The sequence below is a fragment of the Micrococcus sp. 63XJN7_8_ISO-PGPR-S23-253 genome, from assembly GCF_056173425.1.
This window is the reverse complement of the sequence record NZ_CM149673.1, coordinates 2,095,921-2,109,550: the sequence shown is the minus strand read 5'-3', so window position 1 is coordinate 2,109,550 and position 13,630 is coordinate 2,095,921. Positions and strand designations below refer to the sequence as shown.

Annotated in this window: 14 protein-coding genes and 1 riboswitch; of the genes, 8 read left to right on the top strand and 6 right to left on the bottom strand. The window is 73.2% G+C overall.

Annotation, left to right across the window (positions count from 1 at the left end; genetic code table 11):
* The first annotated feature begins 45 nt into the window (after positions 1–45).
* The gene (locus tag AC0VX4_RS09680; RefSeq protein WP_002856687.1) at positions 46–1,254 is read left to right on the top strand and encodes an acyl-CoA dehydrogenase family protein; all 1,209 of its coding nucleotides are present in this window, start codon (positions 46–48) and stop codon (positions 1,252–1,254) included.
* Here AC0VX4_RS09680 and AC0VX4_RS09675 read toward each other — a convergent pair.
* Complete coding sequence (locus tag AC0VX4_RS09675) at positions 1,229–1,414, bottom strand: hypothetical protein (RefSeq protein ID WP_036334812.1); 186 nt, start codon at positions 1,412–1,414, stop codon at positions 1,229–1,231. The two genes, AC0VX4_RS09680 and AC0VX4_RS09675, sit on opposite strands and share 26 nt — an antisense overlap.
* Positions 1,415–1,498: 84 nt before the next feature.
* The gene (locus AC0VX4_RS09670) at positions 1,499–1,870 is read right to left on the bottom strand and encodes an ectoine synthase (protein WP_002856688.1); all 372 of its coding nucleotides are present in this window, start codon (positions 1,868–1,870) and stop codon (positions 1,499–1,501) included.
* A gap of 237 nt (positions 1,871–2,107) precedes the next feature.
* A riboswitch (glycine riboswitch) is annotated at positions 2,108–2,224 on the top strand.
* A 162-nt stretch (positions 2,225–2,386) separates the two neighbouring features.
* Here AC0VX4_RS09670 and gcvP point away from each other — a divergent pair.
* The 3 genes from gcvP to AC0VX4_RS09655 all read left to right on the top strand — a co-directional run bounded on the left by gcvP (position 2,387) and on the right by AC0VX4_RS09655 (position 7,453).
* Complete coding sequence (gcvP, locus tag AC0VX4_RS09665) at positions 2,387–5,323, top strand: aminomethyl-transferring glycine dehydrogenase (RefSeq protein WP_065572888.1); 2,937 nt, start codon at positions 2,387–2,389, stop codon at positions 5,321–5,323.
* 12 nt (positions 5,324–5,335) lie between these two features.
* Positions 5,336–6,502 (top strand): glycine cleavage system aminomethyltransferase GcvT, encoded by a 1,167-nt coding sequence (gcvT, locus tag AC0VX4_RS09660; RefSeq protein ID WP_144824626.1) that lies wholly within the window; start codon positions 5,336–5,338, stop codon positions 6,500–6,502.
* A 117-nt stretch (positions 6,503–6,619) separates the two neighbouring features.
* The gene (locus tag AC0VX4_RS09655) at positions 6,620–7,453 is read left to right on the top strand and encodes a thermonuclease family protein (RefSeq protein WP_095695293.1); all 834 of its coding nucleotides are present in this window, start codon (positions 6,620–6,622) and stop codon (positions 7,451–7,453) included.
* An 11-nt stretch (positions 7,454–7,464) separates the two neighbouring features.
* Here the strand turns inward: AC0VX4_RS09655 and AC0VX4_RS09650 are convergent, their stop codons facing one another.
* Complete coding sequence (locus AC0VX4_RS09650; protein ID WP_002856693.1) at positions 7,465–8,148, bottom strand: response regulator; 684 nt, start codon at positions 8,146–8,148, stop codon at positions 7,465–7,467.
* A 151-nt stretch (positions 8,149–8,299) separates the two neighbouring features.
* Here AC0VX4_RS09650 and AC0VX4_RS09645 point away from each other — a divergent pair, with 151 nt between their 5' ends.
* Both AC0VX4_RS09645 and AC0VX4_RS09640 read left to right on the top strand, forming a co-directional pair.
* A complete protein-coding gene (locus AC0VX4_RS09645; protein WP_002856694.1) occupies positions 8,300–8,473 on the top strand; it encodes a hypothetical protein in 174 nt (57 codons plus the stop codon).
* A 21-nt stretch (positions 8,474–8,494) separates the two neighbouring features.
* Complete coding sequence (locus AC0VX4_RS09640; RefSeq protein WP_078025375.1) at positions 8,495–9,754, top strand: sensor histidine kinase; 1,260 nt, start codon at positions 8,495–8,497, stop codon at positions 9,752–9,754.
* 250 nt (positions 9,755–10,004) lie between these two features.
* Here the strand turns inward: AC0VX4_RS09640 and AC0VX4_RS09635 are convergent, their stop codons facing one another.
* From AC0VX4_RS09635 to AC0VX4_RS09625, 3 genes are all read right to left on the bottom strand, one after another.
* Positions 10,005–10,490, bottom strand: a complete 486-nt coding sequence (locus tag AC0VX4_RS09635; RefSeq protein WP_020624818.1) for a hypothetical protein — start codon at positions 10,488–10,490, stop codon at positions 10,005–10,007.
* Between the two features lie 90 nt (positions 10,491–10,580).
* Positions 10,581–11,636, bottom strand: coding sequence for a hypothetical protein (locus AC0VX4_RS09630; RefSeq protein ID WP_475464318.1), 1,056 nt, complete (start codon positions 11,634–11,636; stop codon positions 10,581–10,583).
* A gap of 56 nt (positions 11,637–11,692) precedes the next feature.
* A complete protein-coding gene (locus AC0VX4_RS09625) occupies positions 11,693–12,538 on the bottom strand; it encodes a hydroxymethylpyrimidine/phosphomethylpyrimidine kinase (protein ID WP_475464317.1) in 846 nt (281 codons plus the stop codon).
* A gap of 131 nt (positions 12,539–12,669) precedes the next feature.
* Here AC0VX4_RS09625 and AC0VX4_RS09620 point away from each other — a divergent pair, with 131 nt between their 5' ends.
* Together AC0VX4_RS09620 and AC0VX4_RS09615 are read left to right on the top strand one after the other, a co-directional pair.
* Positions 12,670–13,296: a DUF4126 domain-containing protein gene (locus AC0VX4_RS09620; protein WP_475464316.1), complete on the top strand. Its 627-nt coding sequence runs from the start codon at positions 12,670–12,672 to the stop codon at positions 13,294–13,296.
* Positions 13,293–13,616, top strand: coding sequence for a putative quinol monooxygenase (locus tag AC0VX4_RS09615; RefSeq protein ID WP_002856700.1), 324 nt, complete (start codon positions 13,293–13,295; stop codon positions 13,614–13,616). The genes AC0VX4_RS09620 and AC0VX4_RS09615 overlap by 4 nt, the downstream gene beginning before the upstream one ends.
* Positions 13,617–13,630: the final 14 nt, after the last annotated feature.

The following is a 13,630-nucleotide window of genomic DNA, read 5'->3' as shown; positions in this document are numbered from 1 at the left end:
CGGCGAAATCGCCCGCCGTCGTCGGACCGCCCCCGAAGGAGAGCCATGACCGCCCTCGCCGACCGCCCCGTCCCCGCCTCCGGCGCGCCCGCCGTCGCCCCTGGCCTGCCCCACGTGGACCTGCTCCGTCTGCGGGGCCGCCTCGAGTCGGCCGAGCGTGCCCGGCTCGACGCGATCGAGGACCACCTGCAGACCCGTGTGCGGCCGCACCTGACCCGGTACTGGGACGCCGAGGAGTTCGCGTTCGACCTGCTGCCGGGCCTGGCCGAGCTGGGTCTGGGGCGCCTCGTCCTGGACGGCTCGTCCTCGCTGTTCCAGCAGCTCGTGCACGCGGAGATCGCCCGGGTGGACCTGTCCCTGTCCGCCCTCGTGGGCATCCACAACGAGCTCAACCTCGGCATGATCGCCGGCCTGGGCTCGGAGCGGCAGAAGGCCACGTGGCAGGGGCGCCTCGAATCCTTCGACGCCCTGGGCGCGTTCTGCCTGACCGAGCCGGACCACGGCTCGGACATCGCCGGCGGCCTCGCCACCACCGCCACCCGCGACGGCGACGAGTGGGTCATCCGCGGCGCCAAGCGCTGGATCGGGGCCGGCACGATCGCCGACGTCGCGCTCGTCTGGGCGCGCGACACCGCCGACGGCGAGATCAAGGGCTTCGTGGTGCCCACCGACACCCCCGGCTACGAGGCCACCAAGATCAGCGGGAAGATGGGCCTGCGGATCATGCAGAACGCGGACATCACCCTGGACGTGCGCCTGCCCGCGGACGCGATCCTGCCCGGCGCCACCACCTTCGCCGCCACCCGCGCCCTGCTGCGCGACTCGCGCATGTGGGTCGGCTGGCAGGGCGTCGGCGCGCAGATGGGCGTGCTGGACGTGCTGCGCTCCTACGCGCTGCGGCGGGAGCAGTTCGGTCGCCCGCTGGCCGCGTTCCAGCTCATCCAGGCCCAGATCGCCGAGGTCGCCGGCAACCTGGCCGCCTCCGCCGGGATGATGCTCCAGGTGGACGCCCTGCGGCAGGAGGGGCGGATGGAGATGATGCACGCGGCGATGGCCAAGGCCACCTCGACCCGGCTGGCCCGGTCCTCGGCGGCGCTCGCCCGCGACGCCCTCGGCGGCAACGGCCTGCTCACGGAGCACGAGATCGCCAAGATCATGGGCGACGTGGAGGCCATCTACTCCTACGAGGGCTCCTACGGCATGAACACCCTGATCGTGGGGCGGGCCCTCACCGGCGTCTCGGCCTTCGTGTGAGCCACGCGTCCTGCAGGTCCTGGATCAGCCGGCGGTGGGCGATGAGCAGCAGCACGCCGGCCACCGGGATGACCACCTCGAAGCCCAGCCAGAGATAGCCGGCCGCGCCCGCCGTCCCGCCCAGGAAGAACAGGGCCACGGGCAGCGCCAGCAGTCCCACGCGCCGCGGCTGTCCGACGACGGGGGCCGTCGGCAGGATGACGGGAGACGCCGTCGTCGACGCCTCCCGTCACCGTGCCCGGGCTCAGTAGCTGGAGTAGCCGTCCTCCGACAGGGTGTGCTTCTCGTCGCCGGTGATGGCGGGGTTGAACACCGAGATCAGGTGCATGTCCTCAGTGCCGCCGCGCAGGTCGTGCGGCTCGTGGTCCGGCAGCACGTAGATGACGCCCGGCGTGATCTCGTGGACGGTGCCGTCCGGCTCCACCACGGAGCCGTTGCCCGCGATGCAGTAGCAGGCCTCCTGGTGGTGGCGGTACTGGAGCTTCGAGGACGATCCGGCGCGCACGATCGTGTGGGCGACGGCGAAGCCCATCTCGTCCTTCGCGGTGAGGAGGCGTTCGGAGGTGCCTCCGCCCCACTCGACCTTCTCGACGTCGTTCCGGCTGCGGGTGTACATGGGTGGATCGCTCCCTCGGTCGGCTCCGGGGCGGAGGAACACGGCCCGCCCGTCCCCGCCACGGTAGACACGGGCGCGTGGGGTGACTCAACCCCTCCCGGGCGCCCGTTTCCTGAACGAAAGCGCTTCGACACGCCGCCGTTTCGTCAACGAAAGCGCTCCGACACGCCCCGTCTCGACCCCTCCCGGCGGCCCTGTGACGCGGCCTACACGTGTGGGATACTGACGGCACGCCGCATGCCCCGCGCGGGAGAGCGTCGGCGCGCGTCCTGCCCCGGCCGGCCGCGTGAGCAGGCCGCCGAAGGAGCAAACCCTCCCCGGGAATCTCTCAGGCATCCGTACCGCGTGGGGTCAGGCGCTCTGGAAAGCGTCTCACTCCGCCGCGCCCGCGTCCGGACCGAGACCACCGACGGTGCAAGCCGCCCACCCGGGCGTCGGAAACTCTCAGGTCCATGACAGAGCGGGGAGGAGCAGACCCACGCCGTGACCACGGCAGGATCCCCCCGGAGGTACCCCGTGACCAGCCCCCAGACCACCGAGAGCACGACCGCGCTGCCCCACGAGCGCGTCGAGCCCAAGGACACCGCCTCGGCCCCCTTCGTGGCCCGCCACATCGGCCCGCGCCCCGCGGACGTCGAGCACATGCTGCAGACCCTGGGCTACGACTCGCTCGAGGCCCTCGTGGACACCGCCGTCCCCGCCGGCATCCGCCAGCCGAAGCCCCTCGAGCTGCCCGCCCCGCTGACCGAGTCCGCGGTTCTGGAGCAGCTGCGCGAGATCGCCGGCCGCAACGTCATGAAGACCCAGATGATCGGGCAGGGCTTCTCGGACACCGTCACCCCGGGCGTCATCCTCCGCAAGGTGCTGGAGAACCCGGCCTGGTACACGGCCTACACGCCGTACCAGCCGGAGATCTCCCAGGGCCGCCTCGAGGCCCTCCTGAACTACCAGACGATGGTCCAGGACCTCACCGGCCTGGACATCGCCAACGCCTCTCTGCTGGACGAGGCCTCCGCCGCCGCCGAGGCCGTGCTCCTCATGCACCGCGCCAACCGCCGCAGGACCGACGGCGTCACCCTCCTCGACGCGGACCTCTTCCCGCAGACCCTCTCCGTGGTGCGCCTGCGCGCCGAGGCCGTGGGCATCGACGTGCGCGTGGCCGACCTCTCCGCAGGCATCCCGGAGGACGTCCGCGCCGAGGTCGAGGAGAAGGGCCTGTGCGGCGTCGTGCTGCAGCAGCCCGGCGACTCCGGCCGCATCCACGACCACGCCGCCGTCATCGCGCAGGCCAAGGAGGCCGGCGCCCTCGTGACCGTCGCGGCGGACATCCTCTCCCTCGCCCTGATCACCCCGCCCGGGGAGCAGGGCGCGGACATCGCCGTCGGCTCCACGCAGCGCTTCGGCGTGCCCCTGTTCTTCGGCGGCCCCCACGCCGCCTACATGGCCGTGAAGGAGGGCCTGCAGCGCAGCATGCCGGGCCGCCTCGTGGGCGTCTCCCACGACGACGCCGGCAAGCCCGCCTACCGCCTCGCCCTCCAGACGCGCGAACAGCACATCCGGCGCGAGAAGGCCACGTCCAACATCTGCACCGCCCAGGCGCTGCTCGCGATCGTCGCCTCGATGTACGCCGTCTACCACGGCCCCCAGGGCATCGCCCGCATCGCGCGCCACGCCCACGCCCAGGCCGTCCGCCTGGCGGAGGCGCTGCGGGCCGGCGGCGTCGAGGTCGCCGAGGAGCACTTCTTCGACACGATCACCGTCCGCGTGCCCGGCCGGGCCGAGCAGGTCCTGCAGGCCGCCGAGGAGAACGGCGTGAACCTGCGCCTGGTGGACGCGGACACCCTGCGGATCGCGGCCGATGAGACCACCGTCGACGCCGACCTCGTGGCCGTCCTGACGGCGTTCGGCCTGGACGCGGGCTCCCTGCCGGCCTCCGCGCACGAGGGCGCCGTGGCCACCCCGGCCGTGCCGGAGGCGCTGCGCCGCTCCTCCGCGTTCATGACGCACCCGGTGTTCAACACCCACCACTCGGAGACGAAGATGCTGCGCTACCTGCGCCGCCTCTCCGGCTACGACCTGGCGCTGGACCGCACCATGATCCCGCTGGGCTCGTGCACCATGAAGCTCAACGCCACCGCGGAGATGGAGGCCATCTCCTGGCCCGAGTTCTGCTCCATCCACCCGTTCGCGCCCGACCACCAGACCGAGGGCTGGCGGTTCCTGATCACGGACCTGGAGGCCAAGCTCGCCGAGATCACCGGCTACGCGGGCGTCTCGGTGGCCCCGAACGCCGGCTCGCAGGGCGAGTTCGCGGGCCTGTGGGCCATCCGTCAGTACCACCTGGCCCGCGGTGAGGGTGAGCGGGACATCTGCCTGATCCCGGCCTCCGCCCACGGCACCAACGCGGCCTCGGCCGTGCTGGCGGGGCTGAAGGTCGTCGTCGTCGCCACCGCCGACGACGGCACGATCGACGCCGCCGACCTGGACGCCAAGATCGCGGCGAACGAGGGCCGCATCGCGGCCATCATGATCACCTACCCCTCCACGCACGGCGTCTACGACGCCGACGTCAAGGAGGTCTGCGCCACGGTGCACGCCGCGGGCGGCCAGGTGTACATCGACGGCGCCAACCTCAACGCGCTCGTGGGCCTGGCCCAGCCGGGCGAGTTCGGCGGAGACGTCTCCCACCTGAACCTGCACAAGACGTTCTGCATCCCGCACGGTGGCGGGGGCCCGGGCGTGGGCCCCGTGGCGGTGGGCGAGCACCTGGTGCCGTACCTGCCCTCCCGCGAGGCCCTGATGACCGCGGCCCCGCACGGCTCGGCCGGCGTGCTGCCCATCTCCTGGGCCTACATCCACCTGATGGGCGCCGAGGGCCTGCGCTCCGCCACCGAGCACGCGCTGCTGGGCGCCAACTACATCTCCCGCCGCCTCGCGCCCCTCTACCCGACGCTGTACACGGGCAACGACGGCCTCGTGGCGCACGAGTGCATCCTCGACCTGCGCGAGCTCACGGCCCGCACGGGCGTGACCGCCGAGGACGTCTGCAAGCGCCTCATCGACTACGGGTTCCACGCCCCGACCCTGGCGTTCCCCGTGGCGGGCACGCTCATGGTGGAGCCCACCGAGTCCGAGGACCTCGAGGAGATCGAGCGGTTCATCGAGGCCATGGAGGCCATCCACGCCGAGATCACCGCCGTCACCCCGGAGACCGTGGCGGACTCCGTCCTGCGCCGCGCCCCGCACACCCTCAACGTCCTGATGGCCGACGAATGGGACCGCCCCTACTCGCGCGCCCAGGCGGGCACGCCGGTGCCGAGCCTGCGTCTGGACAAGTACCTGCCGCCGGTGGGCCGCATCGACGGCGCCTACGGCGATCGCAACCTCGTGTGCTCGTGCCCGCCGCCCGAGGCGTTCGAGGACGCCGTGGCCGACACCGCCGACGAGGACTGAGAGGATCACCCCATGAGCGATTCGACGCGCAACTCCCCGCTGCACCCGGTCCACGAGGCCGCGGGCGCCACGTTCACGGACTTCGGGGGCTGGAACATGCCTTTGAAGTACGGCTCCGAGCTGGCCGAGCACAAGGCCGTCCGCACCTCCGCAGGCCTGTTCGACCTCTCCCACATGGGCGAGATCCGGGTCACCGGCCCGGAGGCCGGGGCCATGCTGGACTACGCCCTCTCGAGCGTGCTCTCCACGTTGAAGCCCGGCCGCGCCAAGTACGCCCTGTGCCTGACGGACGCCGGCACCATCCTGGATGACACGATCGTCTACCGGATGGACGACGGCGAGGCCGGCTCCGAGCCCGACTACCTGGTGGTGCCCAACGCGGGCAACATCGCCGCGGTCCACACCGCCCTGAACCAGCGGGCGTCGGGCTGGGACGCCGTCGTCGAGGACGAGTCCTCGACCACCGCCCTCGTGGCCGTGCAGGGCCCGCAGGCCGAGACGATCCTTGCCCGGGCCATGCCCGAGGCCGCGGCGCAGCTGGCCGAGCTGAAGTACTACGGCCACCTGACCCTGACCGTGCCCACGGACGCCGGCGACGTCACCGCCGTCGTCGCCCGCACCGGCTACACCGGTGAGGACGGCTTCGAGCTGTTCCTGCCCGCCGCCTCCACCGCCGAGGCCGGTGACCGCGGCTCCGCCGTGTGGAACACGATGCTCTCGGCCGCGGACGAGGCGGGCGTGGAACTGACGCTGTGCGGGCTCGCCTCGCGGGACTCGCTGCGCCTCGAGGCGGGCATGCCGCTCTACGGCAACGAGCTGGACACCGGGCACCAGCCGCACGCCTCCGGCGTCGGCTTCGCGGTGCCCGCGAGCAAGGAGGCCGACTTCGTCGGCCGGTCCGCGCTGGTCGGCAAGGACGACGTCGAGGAGGTCGTCGTGGGGCTGCAGGGTGCGGGCCGGCGTGCCGCCCGGCACGGCTACGCCGTGCTGGACGAGTCCGGCGAGCGGGTGGGCGAGGTGACCTCGGGCGCCCCCAGCCCGACCCTCGGACACCCCATCGCCCTGGCCCGCGTCCGCCGCGACGTAGCCGCCGAGGGCACGTCCCTGCAGGTGGACCTGCGCGGCCGCGGTGAGCCGTTTACCGTGGTGGCCACGCCGTTCTACCGCCGGGAGCGCTGAGCCCGACGCAGCCGTCCCTCGGCCCGCCGCTCGGCGGTCCCGGGGCCCTTCGCTAGACTCGGGCTCCGGGCCGTCGTCGCGGCCCCCCGTCCCGCCGTCCACCTGCAGGAAGTCCGCATGACTCACGTCGCCGCCCGTGCCCGGGTCCCCCTGAAGGGGCTGCTGGTCTTCCTCGCCGTCGCCGCCGTCCTGCTCCTGCTGGGCATCGTCACCGTCCTCCGCGGCGTGGCCGCCGACGCCGCCCGCGTGGACATCGTCACCGTGCTGGACGGCAACACCGTGGTGGTGAACCAAGGCGGCACCGAGCGGACCGTGGTCCTCGCCGGCGTCACGAGCGCGGGCCGCAACCCGGAGGGCCTCAAGGTCGGCCCCAACCTCTGCATGGGGGAGGAGTCCTACGCCTGGCTGCGTGATCGGCTGCCGCAGGGGGCGACCGCGAGCATGACCACCTCGGACGAGGGCGCGCCCGAGGGGATGGAGAGCGCGGTCATCTCGATCGGCGGCGGCACCGTCAACGTGGCCATGGCGGAGGCCGGCATGGGCGCCCCCACGGAGGTCGCCGTCAGCGAGCGCTTGGCGGAGGAGATTGCGCAGGCCAATCAGGAGGCCGTGGGCCGTGGCGTGGGGCTCTACGACATCGAGGAGCCCTGCACGTACCAGAACCTGCTCTACGAGGCCCAGTTCGCCCTGGAGCAGATCCCGGAGGACGCGGAGGCGTCCCTGACGAAGATCGACGAGCGATCGGTGGAGTACGCGGCCGGCCTGGACCAGGTGCGCCTGGTGCAGCAGGAGGTCCGGGCCCTCGACCCGGAGAACGGCACGTTCGCCGACCTCGCCTACGGCCCGGCCAAGGACTCGCTCCTGGCCGAGGCGGACCCGGTGGTGGAGCACGGGATGCAGGTCCTGAAGGACCTCAACACGCGGCGCAACGAGATCGCGGCCCGCGGCTGACCTCGCCGCGCTCAGTCCAGGGCGAGGGTGACGAGCCCGAGCTGGGCCGCCCGGATGATCAGCTGGACGCGGTCGCGGACCTCCAGCTTGGCCATGATCCGCGTGAGGTTGGCCTTGACCGTGGACTCGGAGACGAAGAGGTTGGCGGCGATCTCCGGGTTCGACTGGCCCCGGGCCAGCAGCCGCAGCACGCCCAGCTCCCGCTCGGTGAGGTCGGAGCCGTCGGGGCTGCCGGGCTGCACCGAGGTGGGGCCCACCGTCGGCCGGTCCCGCTCGATCGAGGCGAGCAGCTTGGTCGCCACGGCGGGGGAGAGCACGGACTCGCCGCGATGGACGGCCTGAATGGCGCCCAGGATGGCCGGCGGCTCCGCGTCCTTGAGGAGGTAGCCGCCCGCTCCGGCGCGCAGGGCCGGCACGAGGTAGTCCTCGGACGTGAACGTGGTGATCGCCAGGACCCGGATCGCGGGGTGGGTGTCCTTGATCCGGCGTGTGGCCTCCACCCCGTCCATCAGGGGCATCTGCATGTCCATCAGGACCACGTCCGGCTCGATGGCGGCGCACGCCTCCACGGCTTCGACGCCGTTGGCGACCACACCCACGCAGGTCATGCCGGGGGCAGAGTCGACGAGCACGCGGAGCGCGCCGCTCATGAGCGGCTGGTCGTCGGCGATCAGGATGCGCAGCTCTTCGGACACGCAGGTCAGCGTAACCGGTGCTGTGGCGCATGCCACCTTGTCGGCGTCGGGGCGAGGCCGGGGTGCCCGCCGGCCGTCATCTGCGCCATGCCGCGGCGCGGCCTGTGCGCGGCGTGCACCATTTGTGACGGGCGTCATACATACTGGGGCCATGAAGACTCGCGCTCTCCTCGCTTCCGCTCTCCTGCTCGCCTCCACCCTCGTCGGCGCTCCGGCCGCCGCCGCCTCGGCGGCCTCGGCCGAGGACGACGTCGTCACGACCCTGGGCCTCGGCAAAGGCACTGCGGAGTGGACGTGCCGCCACTTCGGCATCTGGTGCGACTGACCCCGGGGCGGTCCGCCCCCGATGCCTGATTCGAGCCCATCGACCCCCTCCGTCCGGAGCGGCGCGCCCTCCCGGGCGCGCCGCTCTTCGGCGTGGCGTCAGGCGCGCAGCCTGCGGTGGCGCGCGTTCTGGGCCGCGGCGCCGCTGAGCCGCGTCTACCTCGCCTTCGGGTCGGCCTTCCTGCTCGCCTCGACCGCGTCCGACATCGGTCTGTTCGGCCCGGGCCACGGCGCCATCCCGGTCCTGGACGGGATCGCCATCGCGTCGGCGACCAGCGCCTTCCTCGCCCAGTGGTGGCGCAGCACGGTGGGCTTCGCCCTGCTCCTGCCCGGGGCCGTCGCGACCGTCGTCGGCGGTTCCGAGGTGCTCTTCGCCGTCGTCGCGCCCGTGGTCCTCGGGGCCGTCGCGGCGACCGCCCGTTCCTGGGGGTTCGTCGTCACGGCCGCCGTCCTGGCACTGACCTGGGGCGTCGCCCAGCCGTTCGCGGTGGGTCAGTCGAACGCGACGTGGTTCATCCTGCTGCTCATGTCCATGGGCCTCGGCGGCGGGCTCTTCATCCGCGAGAGCTTGGCCCGGCGGGAGCGGGATCGCCGCCGGGTGTTCGAGGCGGAGGAGCGGGCCCGGCTGGCCGCCGAGGCCGAGCGTCGCTCCCTGGCCCGCGACCTGCACGACGTGGTCGCGCACAACCTCACGATCATCTCGATGCAGGCTCGGACGGCACGCTACCTCGGCGCCCCGGAGGCGGCTCAGGGCGTGCTGGACGTGGTGGGGGACTCCGCGAAGGACGCGCTGCGGGACCTGCGGCGCATGCTCTCCATCCTCCAGGAGGACGGGATCGTGGACCCGAGCGGTGAGCCGGGCGCCGCGGGGGGCGCGGACGGGGCGACGTCCGCGGATCCGGTGCTGTCCGTGGCCCAACTGGCCGAGGAGCTGCGCAGTCTCGGAATGACGGTGGAGACGGACGTCCGCTGCGACCAGAACGCGATGCCGATCTCCGTGCGCTCCACCCTGCACCGGGTGCTCCAAGAGGCCACCACGAACGTCGCCAAGCACGCCGGCGAGGGCGCGCGCGTGTGCATCGAACTCCGCGACGCGGGGCCGGACGTGGTGCTCGAGGTGGAGAACACCGTCACCGAGCGGTCCGGCCCGCCGCAGTGGAACTCCTCCGGTGTGGGCCTGAACTCCATGCGGGATCGCGTGGCCACCTTCGGCGGCACGATCGAGGCCGGGCCGGGGGGCTGGGGGTGGCGGGTGCGCGCGGTGCTCCCCAGGTCCGTCTGACGAGGCCGACGCCGTCGCAGCGGCGGACCAGACCCATGTGACCTGCATCACATCAGGGCCCGAAAGTCTGCACCTTCCGCCACTGTCGGGGGCGCCGTCGTCCCTCCTAGAGTGGGTCATGCCCCATTGAGACGGTGCACAGTGCGAATCACGAGCCGGGATACATGCCTGAGGGGATGCGGGCCCCGGACGCGGTTCCGAGAAGGACGATGGCCATCCGGCCATCGTCCTTTCTCGTTGTCGGGCGTGCTCAGGCCGGCTCGGCGGGCGACGGCTCCGGGGTGACCGTGCGGACGAGGGGACGGGCCGCCGTCCGGCCCAGGGCCATGAGCACGGCGGCCGGGAAGCCGATCACCGGGATGAGCATCGGCAGGATGCCCGCCGCGCCCTGCGTGAGCACCACCAGGCCGTAGAGCATGCCGATCAGCGCGTACGCCAGCACGTGGACCCACTGGTTGAGCACGTGCCGGAACGCCCAGTTCACGAGCAGGCACAGCGGCAGCCCCACCACCAGCCCGGCGACCCCGACCACCGTCAGCAGCGGTGTCAGGCTGCCGAAGGCCTGCAGGCCCGGGACCACGGCCAGGATCGCCACCACGGCGGCCATCACGAGGTTGGGCAGCAGCCAGGCCACGAGGAACCCGTTCAGTCCCATGCGCAGCTGCGGGCGGGGGCCGGAACGGGCCGCGCGGCGACGGGCACGGGCGGCGGACGCGACCGGGGCGGGGGTGGTCATGGCGGGAACTCTCCGGGAGGGGGATCGACGACGTCGGGCGGGTCCCCACTGTAGTGGGCCGGGCTGGACGGGCCCCGGGAGAGTCCCCGGTCAGGCGCGCCGGTCGCCGTCCACGTGGAAGGTCAGGTCCTCGACGCCGGGGAAGGACTCGATCTCCTGGAACGCGTCCCAGGCGTCGCTGTCCGCCTCGGCGTCCGCGGGCAGGGTCACCGTCAGGGCGCCGATCTCCCCGTCGATCACCTGCAGACGCAGCTCGAGCTCGTGTCCTCCGGCGGAGCCGGAGGCGAAGCGGCCGCGGACGGGCCAGACGCAGTCGTTCGGCACCGCGCGCCGGACGTCATCGTCGGTCTGGACGACGAGCGGCACCCAGTCCGGGACCTCGCCGGCTTCACGGATGGCCTCGGCCACCGAGGTGACGGTGCGCGCGTGCGGCAGCTGGGAGCGCAGCGCCTCAGCCCCGGGCAGGTCCCGGCCCTCGGCCAGCGCCGGGTCGAGCAGGGTCTCGAGCAGCACGCGCACCTCCACCGGCAGCTCGGCGGTGGCCTCGGGCTCGACCTCGTCGACCGTGTCCTCGTCCAGGCCGGCGGGGCCGGTGACGGCGAGTTCGACGGCGTCGCGGCGGGTCCGGCGGGCGTCCTCGTTGGCCAGCAGCATCGCCAGGGAGGCCGCTGCGGCCAGCGCGACGCGCGGGGCGGGGACGCCGACCCGCTGGAGCCCGCGCACCACGGCGCCGTCGACCCTGTCGTTCAGGCCGGTGGCACGCAGCGCGACCGCCGCGACCGCGCCGCCGACGGCCAGCCCGCCGAGCCCGCGCAGGGCACGCGCGGCGGGGGAGGGGGCCACCTCGCCGTCGGCGATCGCGGCGGTGTGGAGGGCGCCGGCGGTCTCGGCCGCGAGGAACGTGCCGCTGACGGCGGCCTCGAGCTCTGCGAGGGCCCGGCGCTCGCGCCCTCGGCGGGCGTGCGGATCCAACAGGGTGAGCCCGCCGACCGCGGCCGCCGCCGCCAGCCCGTAGAGCCGGCCGCCCGGGGCGAGGGCGCGCTGGCGCAACGCGGGGACGACGGCCTCCGCGTCGTCGACGGGAACGGACGACGCCGAGTGGTGGACCTCGCCGGGGACGGAAGGGGCGGGGGAGGGGAGCTTCATGCCCCCAGTGTGGCGCACCGCCCGGCTCAGGACGAGTCAGCGGCCCACGTGCGCGCTCAAGCGGAGCGCAGGCCGCCCTGCCACAGGGCGGCGAACGGCGTGCGGCCCTCCACCGCCTGCGCGATGCCGGCTCGCACGAACTCCTTGGCACGGCGCGCGGCCTCGAGCGTGGTGGCACCCTTGGCCAACTCGGCGGTGACGGCGGCGGCGAGCGAGCAGCCCGCACCGGAGACGCCGGACTGGCCGATCTTCGGGGCGGAGAGCACCTCCACGGTGTCCCCGTCCACGAACACGTCCACGGCGTCCGGGCCGGGCAGGTGCATCCCGCCCTTGGCCAGGACGGCCGCGCCGGAGATCTCGTGGATGCGCCGAGCGGCCGCCGTCAGGTCCTCGACCGAGCGCACGGTCATGCCGGAGAGCTGCTCCGTCTCGAAGTGGTTCGGGGTGGTGAACGTGGCCAGCGGCAGCAGCTCGGCCTTGAGTGCCTGGTCCGTGTCCAGGGCGTGGCCCGGCTCCTGGCCCTTGCAGATGAGCACGGGGTCCAGGACCACGTGGTCCCACTCGGCGCGGCGCAGGGCCGCGGCCGAGGTGCGGATGACCTCCGGGGAGCCCTGCATGCCCAGCTTCACGGTGCGCAGCTGCTCCGGGTAGTCACCCTGGATGGCGTCGAGCTGCTGCTGGAGGATCTCGGTGGGCACGGGGAAGAAGCGGTGGTTCCAGTCGTCCTCCGGGTCGAAGGAGACGATGCAGGTCAGCGCCACGATGCCGAAGACGCCCAGTTCCTGGAACGTCTTGAGGTCGGCCTGGGCGCCGGCGCCGCCGGTGGCCTCGGACCCGGCGATGGTCAGGGCGAGCGCGGGGGCGGAGGCGGAGTGCTGGGGGGAGTGCGCGGTCTGGGGCATGCGCCCATGGTAGGACCGGCCCCGGACGGGAAGCGCCCGACGGCCGGCGGTGTTCACTGGGGAGCGAGGGTCCTCGGACCCGGAGCGTCCGCCCGGGCGCCCCGAGGGACCTGCGAAGGAAGGGGACGGACGTGCTCGAGTTCCTCACCGGCACGGGCCTGGCCACCTCGGCCGGGCTCAACGCCTACATCCCCCTGCTCGCCCTGGGTCTGCTGGACCGGTTCACGGGGCTCGTCGACCTGCCCGCAGGCTGGGCGTGGCTCTCCGCCGACGCCTCCCTCTGGATCCTGGGCGTCCTGCTCGCGCTCGAACTCGTCGCGGACAAGATCCCCGGGGTGGACGCGGTCAACGACGCCGTCCAGACGGTCGTGCGCCCCGCGGCCGGCGGCATCGTGTTCGCCTCCGGCGTCGGCACCGAGACGACGGCGGTCCACGACCCCGGCACCCTCTTCGCCGGGTCCGGCTGGGTGCCGGTGATCACCGGCGCGGGCATCGCGCTCGCGGTGCACCTGGCCAAGGCCGGCACCCGCGTGGGCGCCAACACGGTCACGGTCGGGGCCGCCGCGCCCGTGCTCTCGGCGGCCGAGGACGTCTCGGCGGCCGGCCTCGTGGCGGCCGCGCTGTTCCTGCCGGTGCTGGTCGCCGTGCTGGTGGTCGCCGTCGTCGTGGGCCTGTGGCTGCTGGCCCGGCGGTTCCGCGACCGGCGGACGCGAGGCCGTGCCGCGGCCGTCCCGGGTGGGCCAGAATGGAGCGCATGATCCTCATCAACCTGAAGTTCACCGTCCAGCCCGAGCGTGCCGACGAGTGGATGGACGCCGTCGCGAAGTACACCGCGGACGTGCGTTCCGAGCCCGGCAACCTGTTCTTCGAGTGGTACCGCCCGGTGGAGGGGGGCCCCAACGAGTACTTCCTGCTCGAGGGGTTCACGGACGAGGGTGCGCAGGCCCACGTGGCGTCCCCACACTTCCAGGAGGGCCTGGACGCGATGCGTCCGCTGCTGGCGAGCACGCCCCAGATCATCTCCGAGCAGGTCGGCGTGGAGGGCTTCGGCCCGATGGGCGAGCTGCAGATCGACTGAGCCCGCCTCCGGCC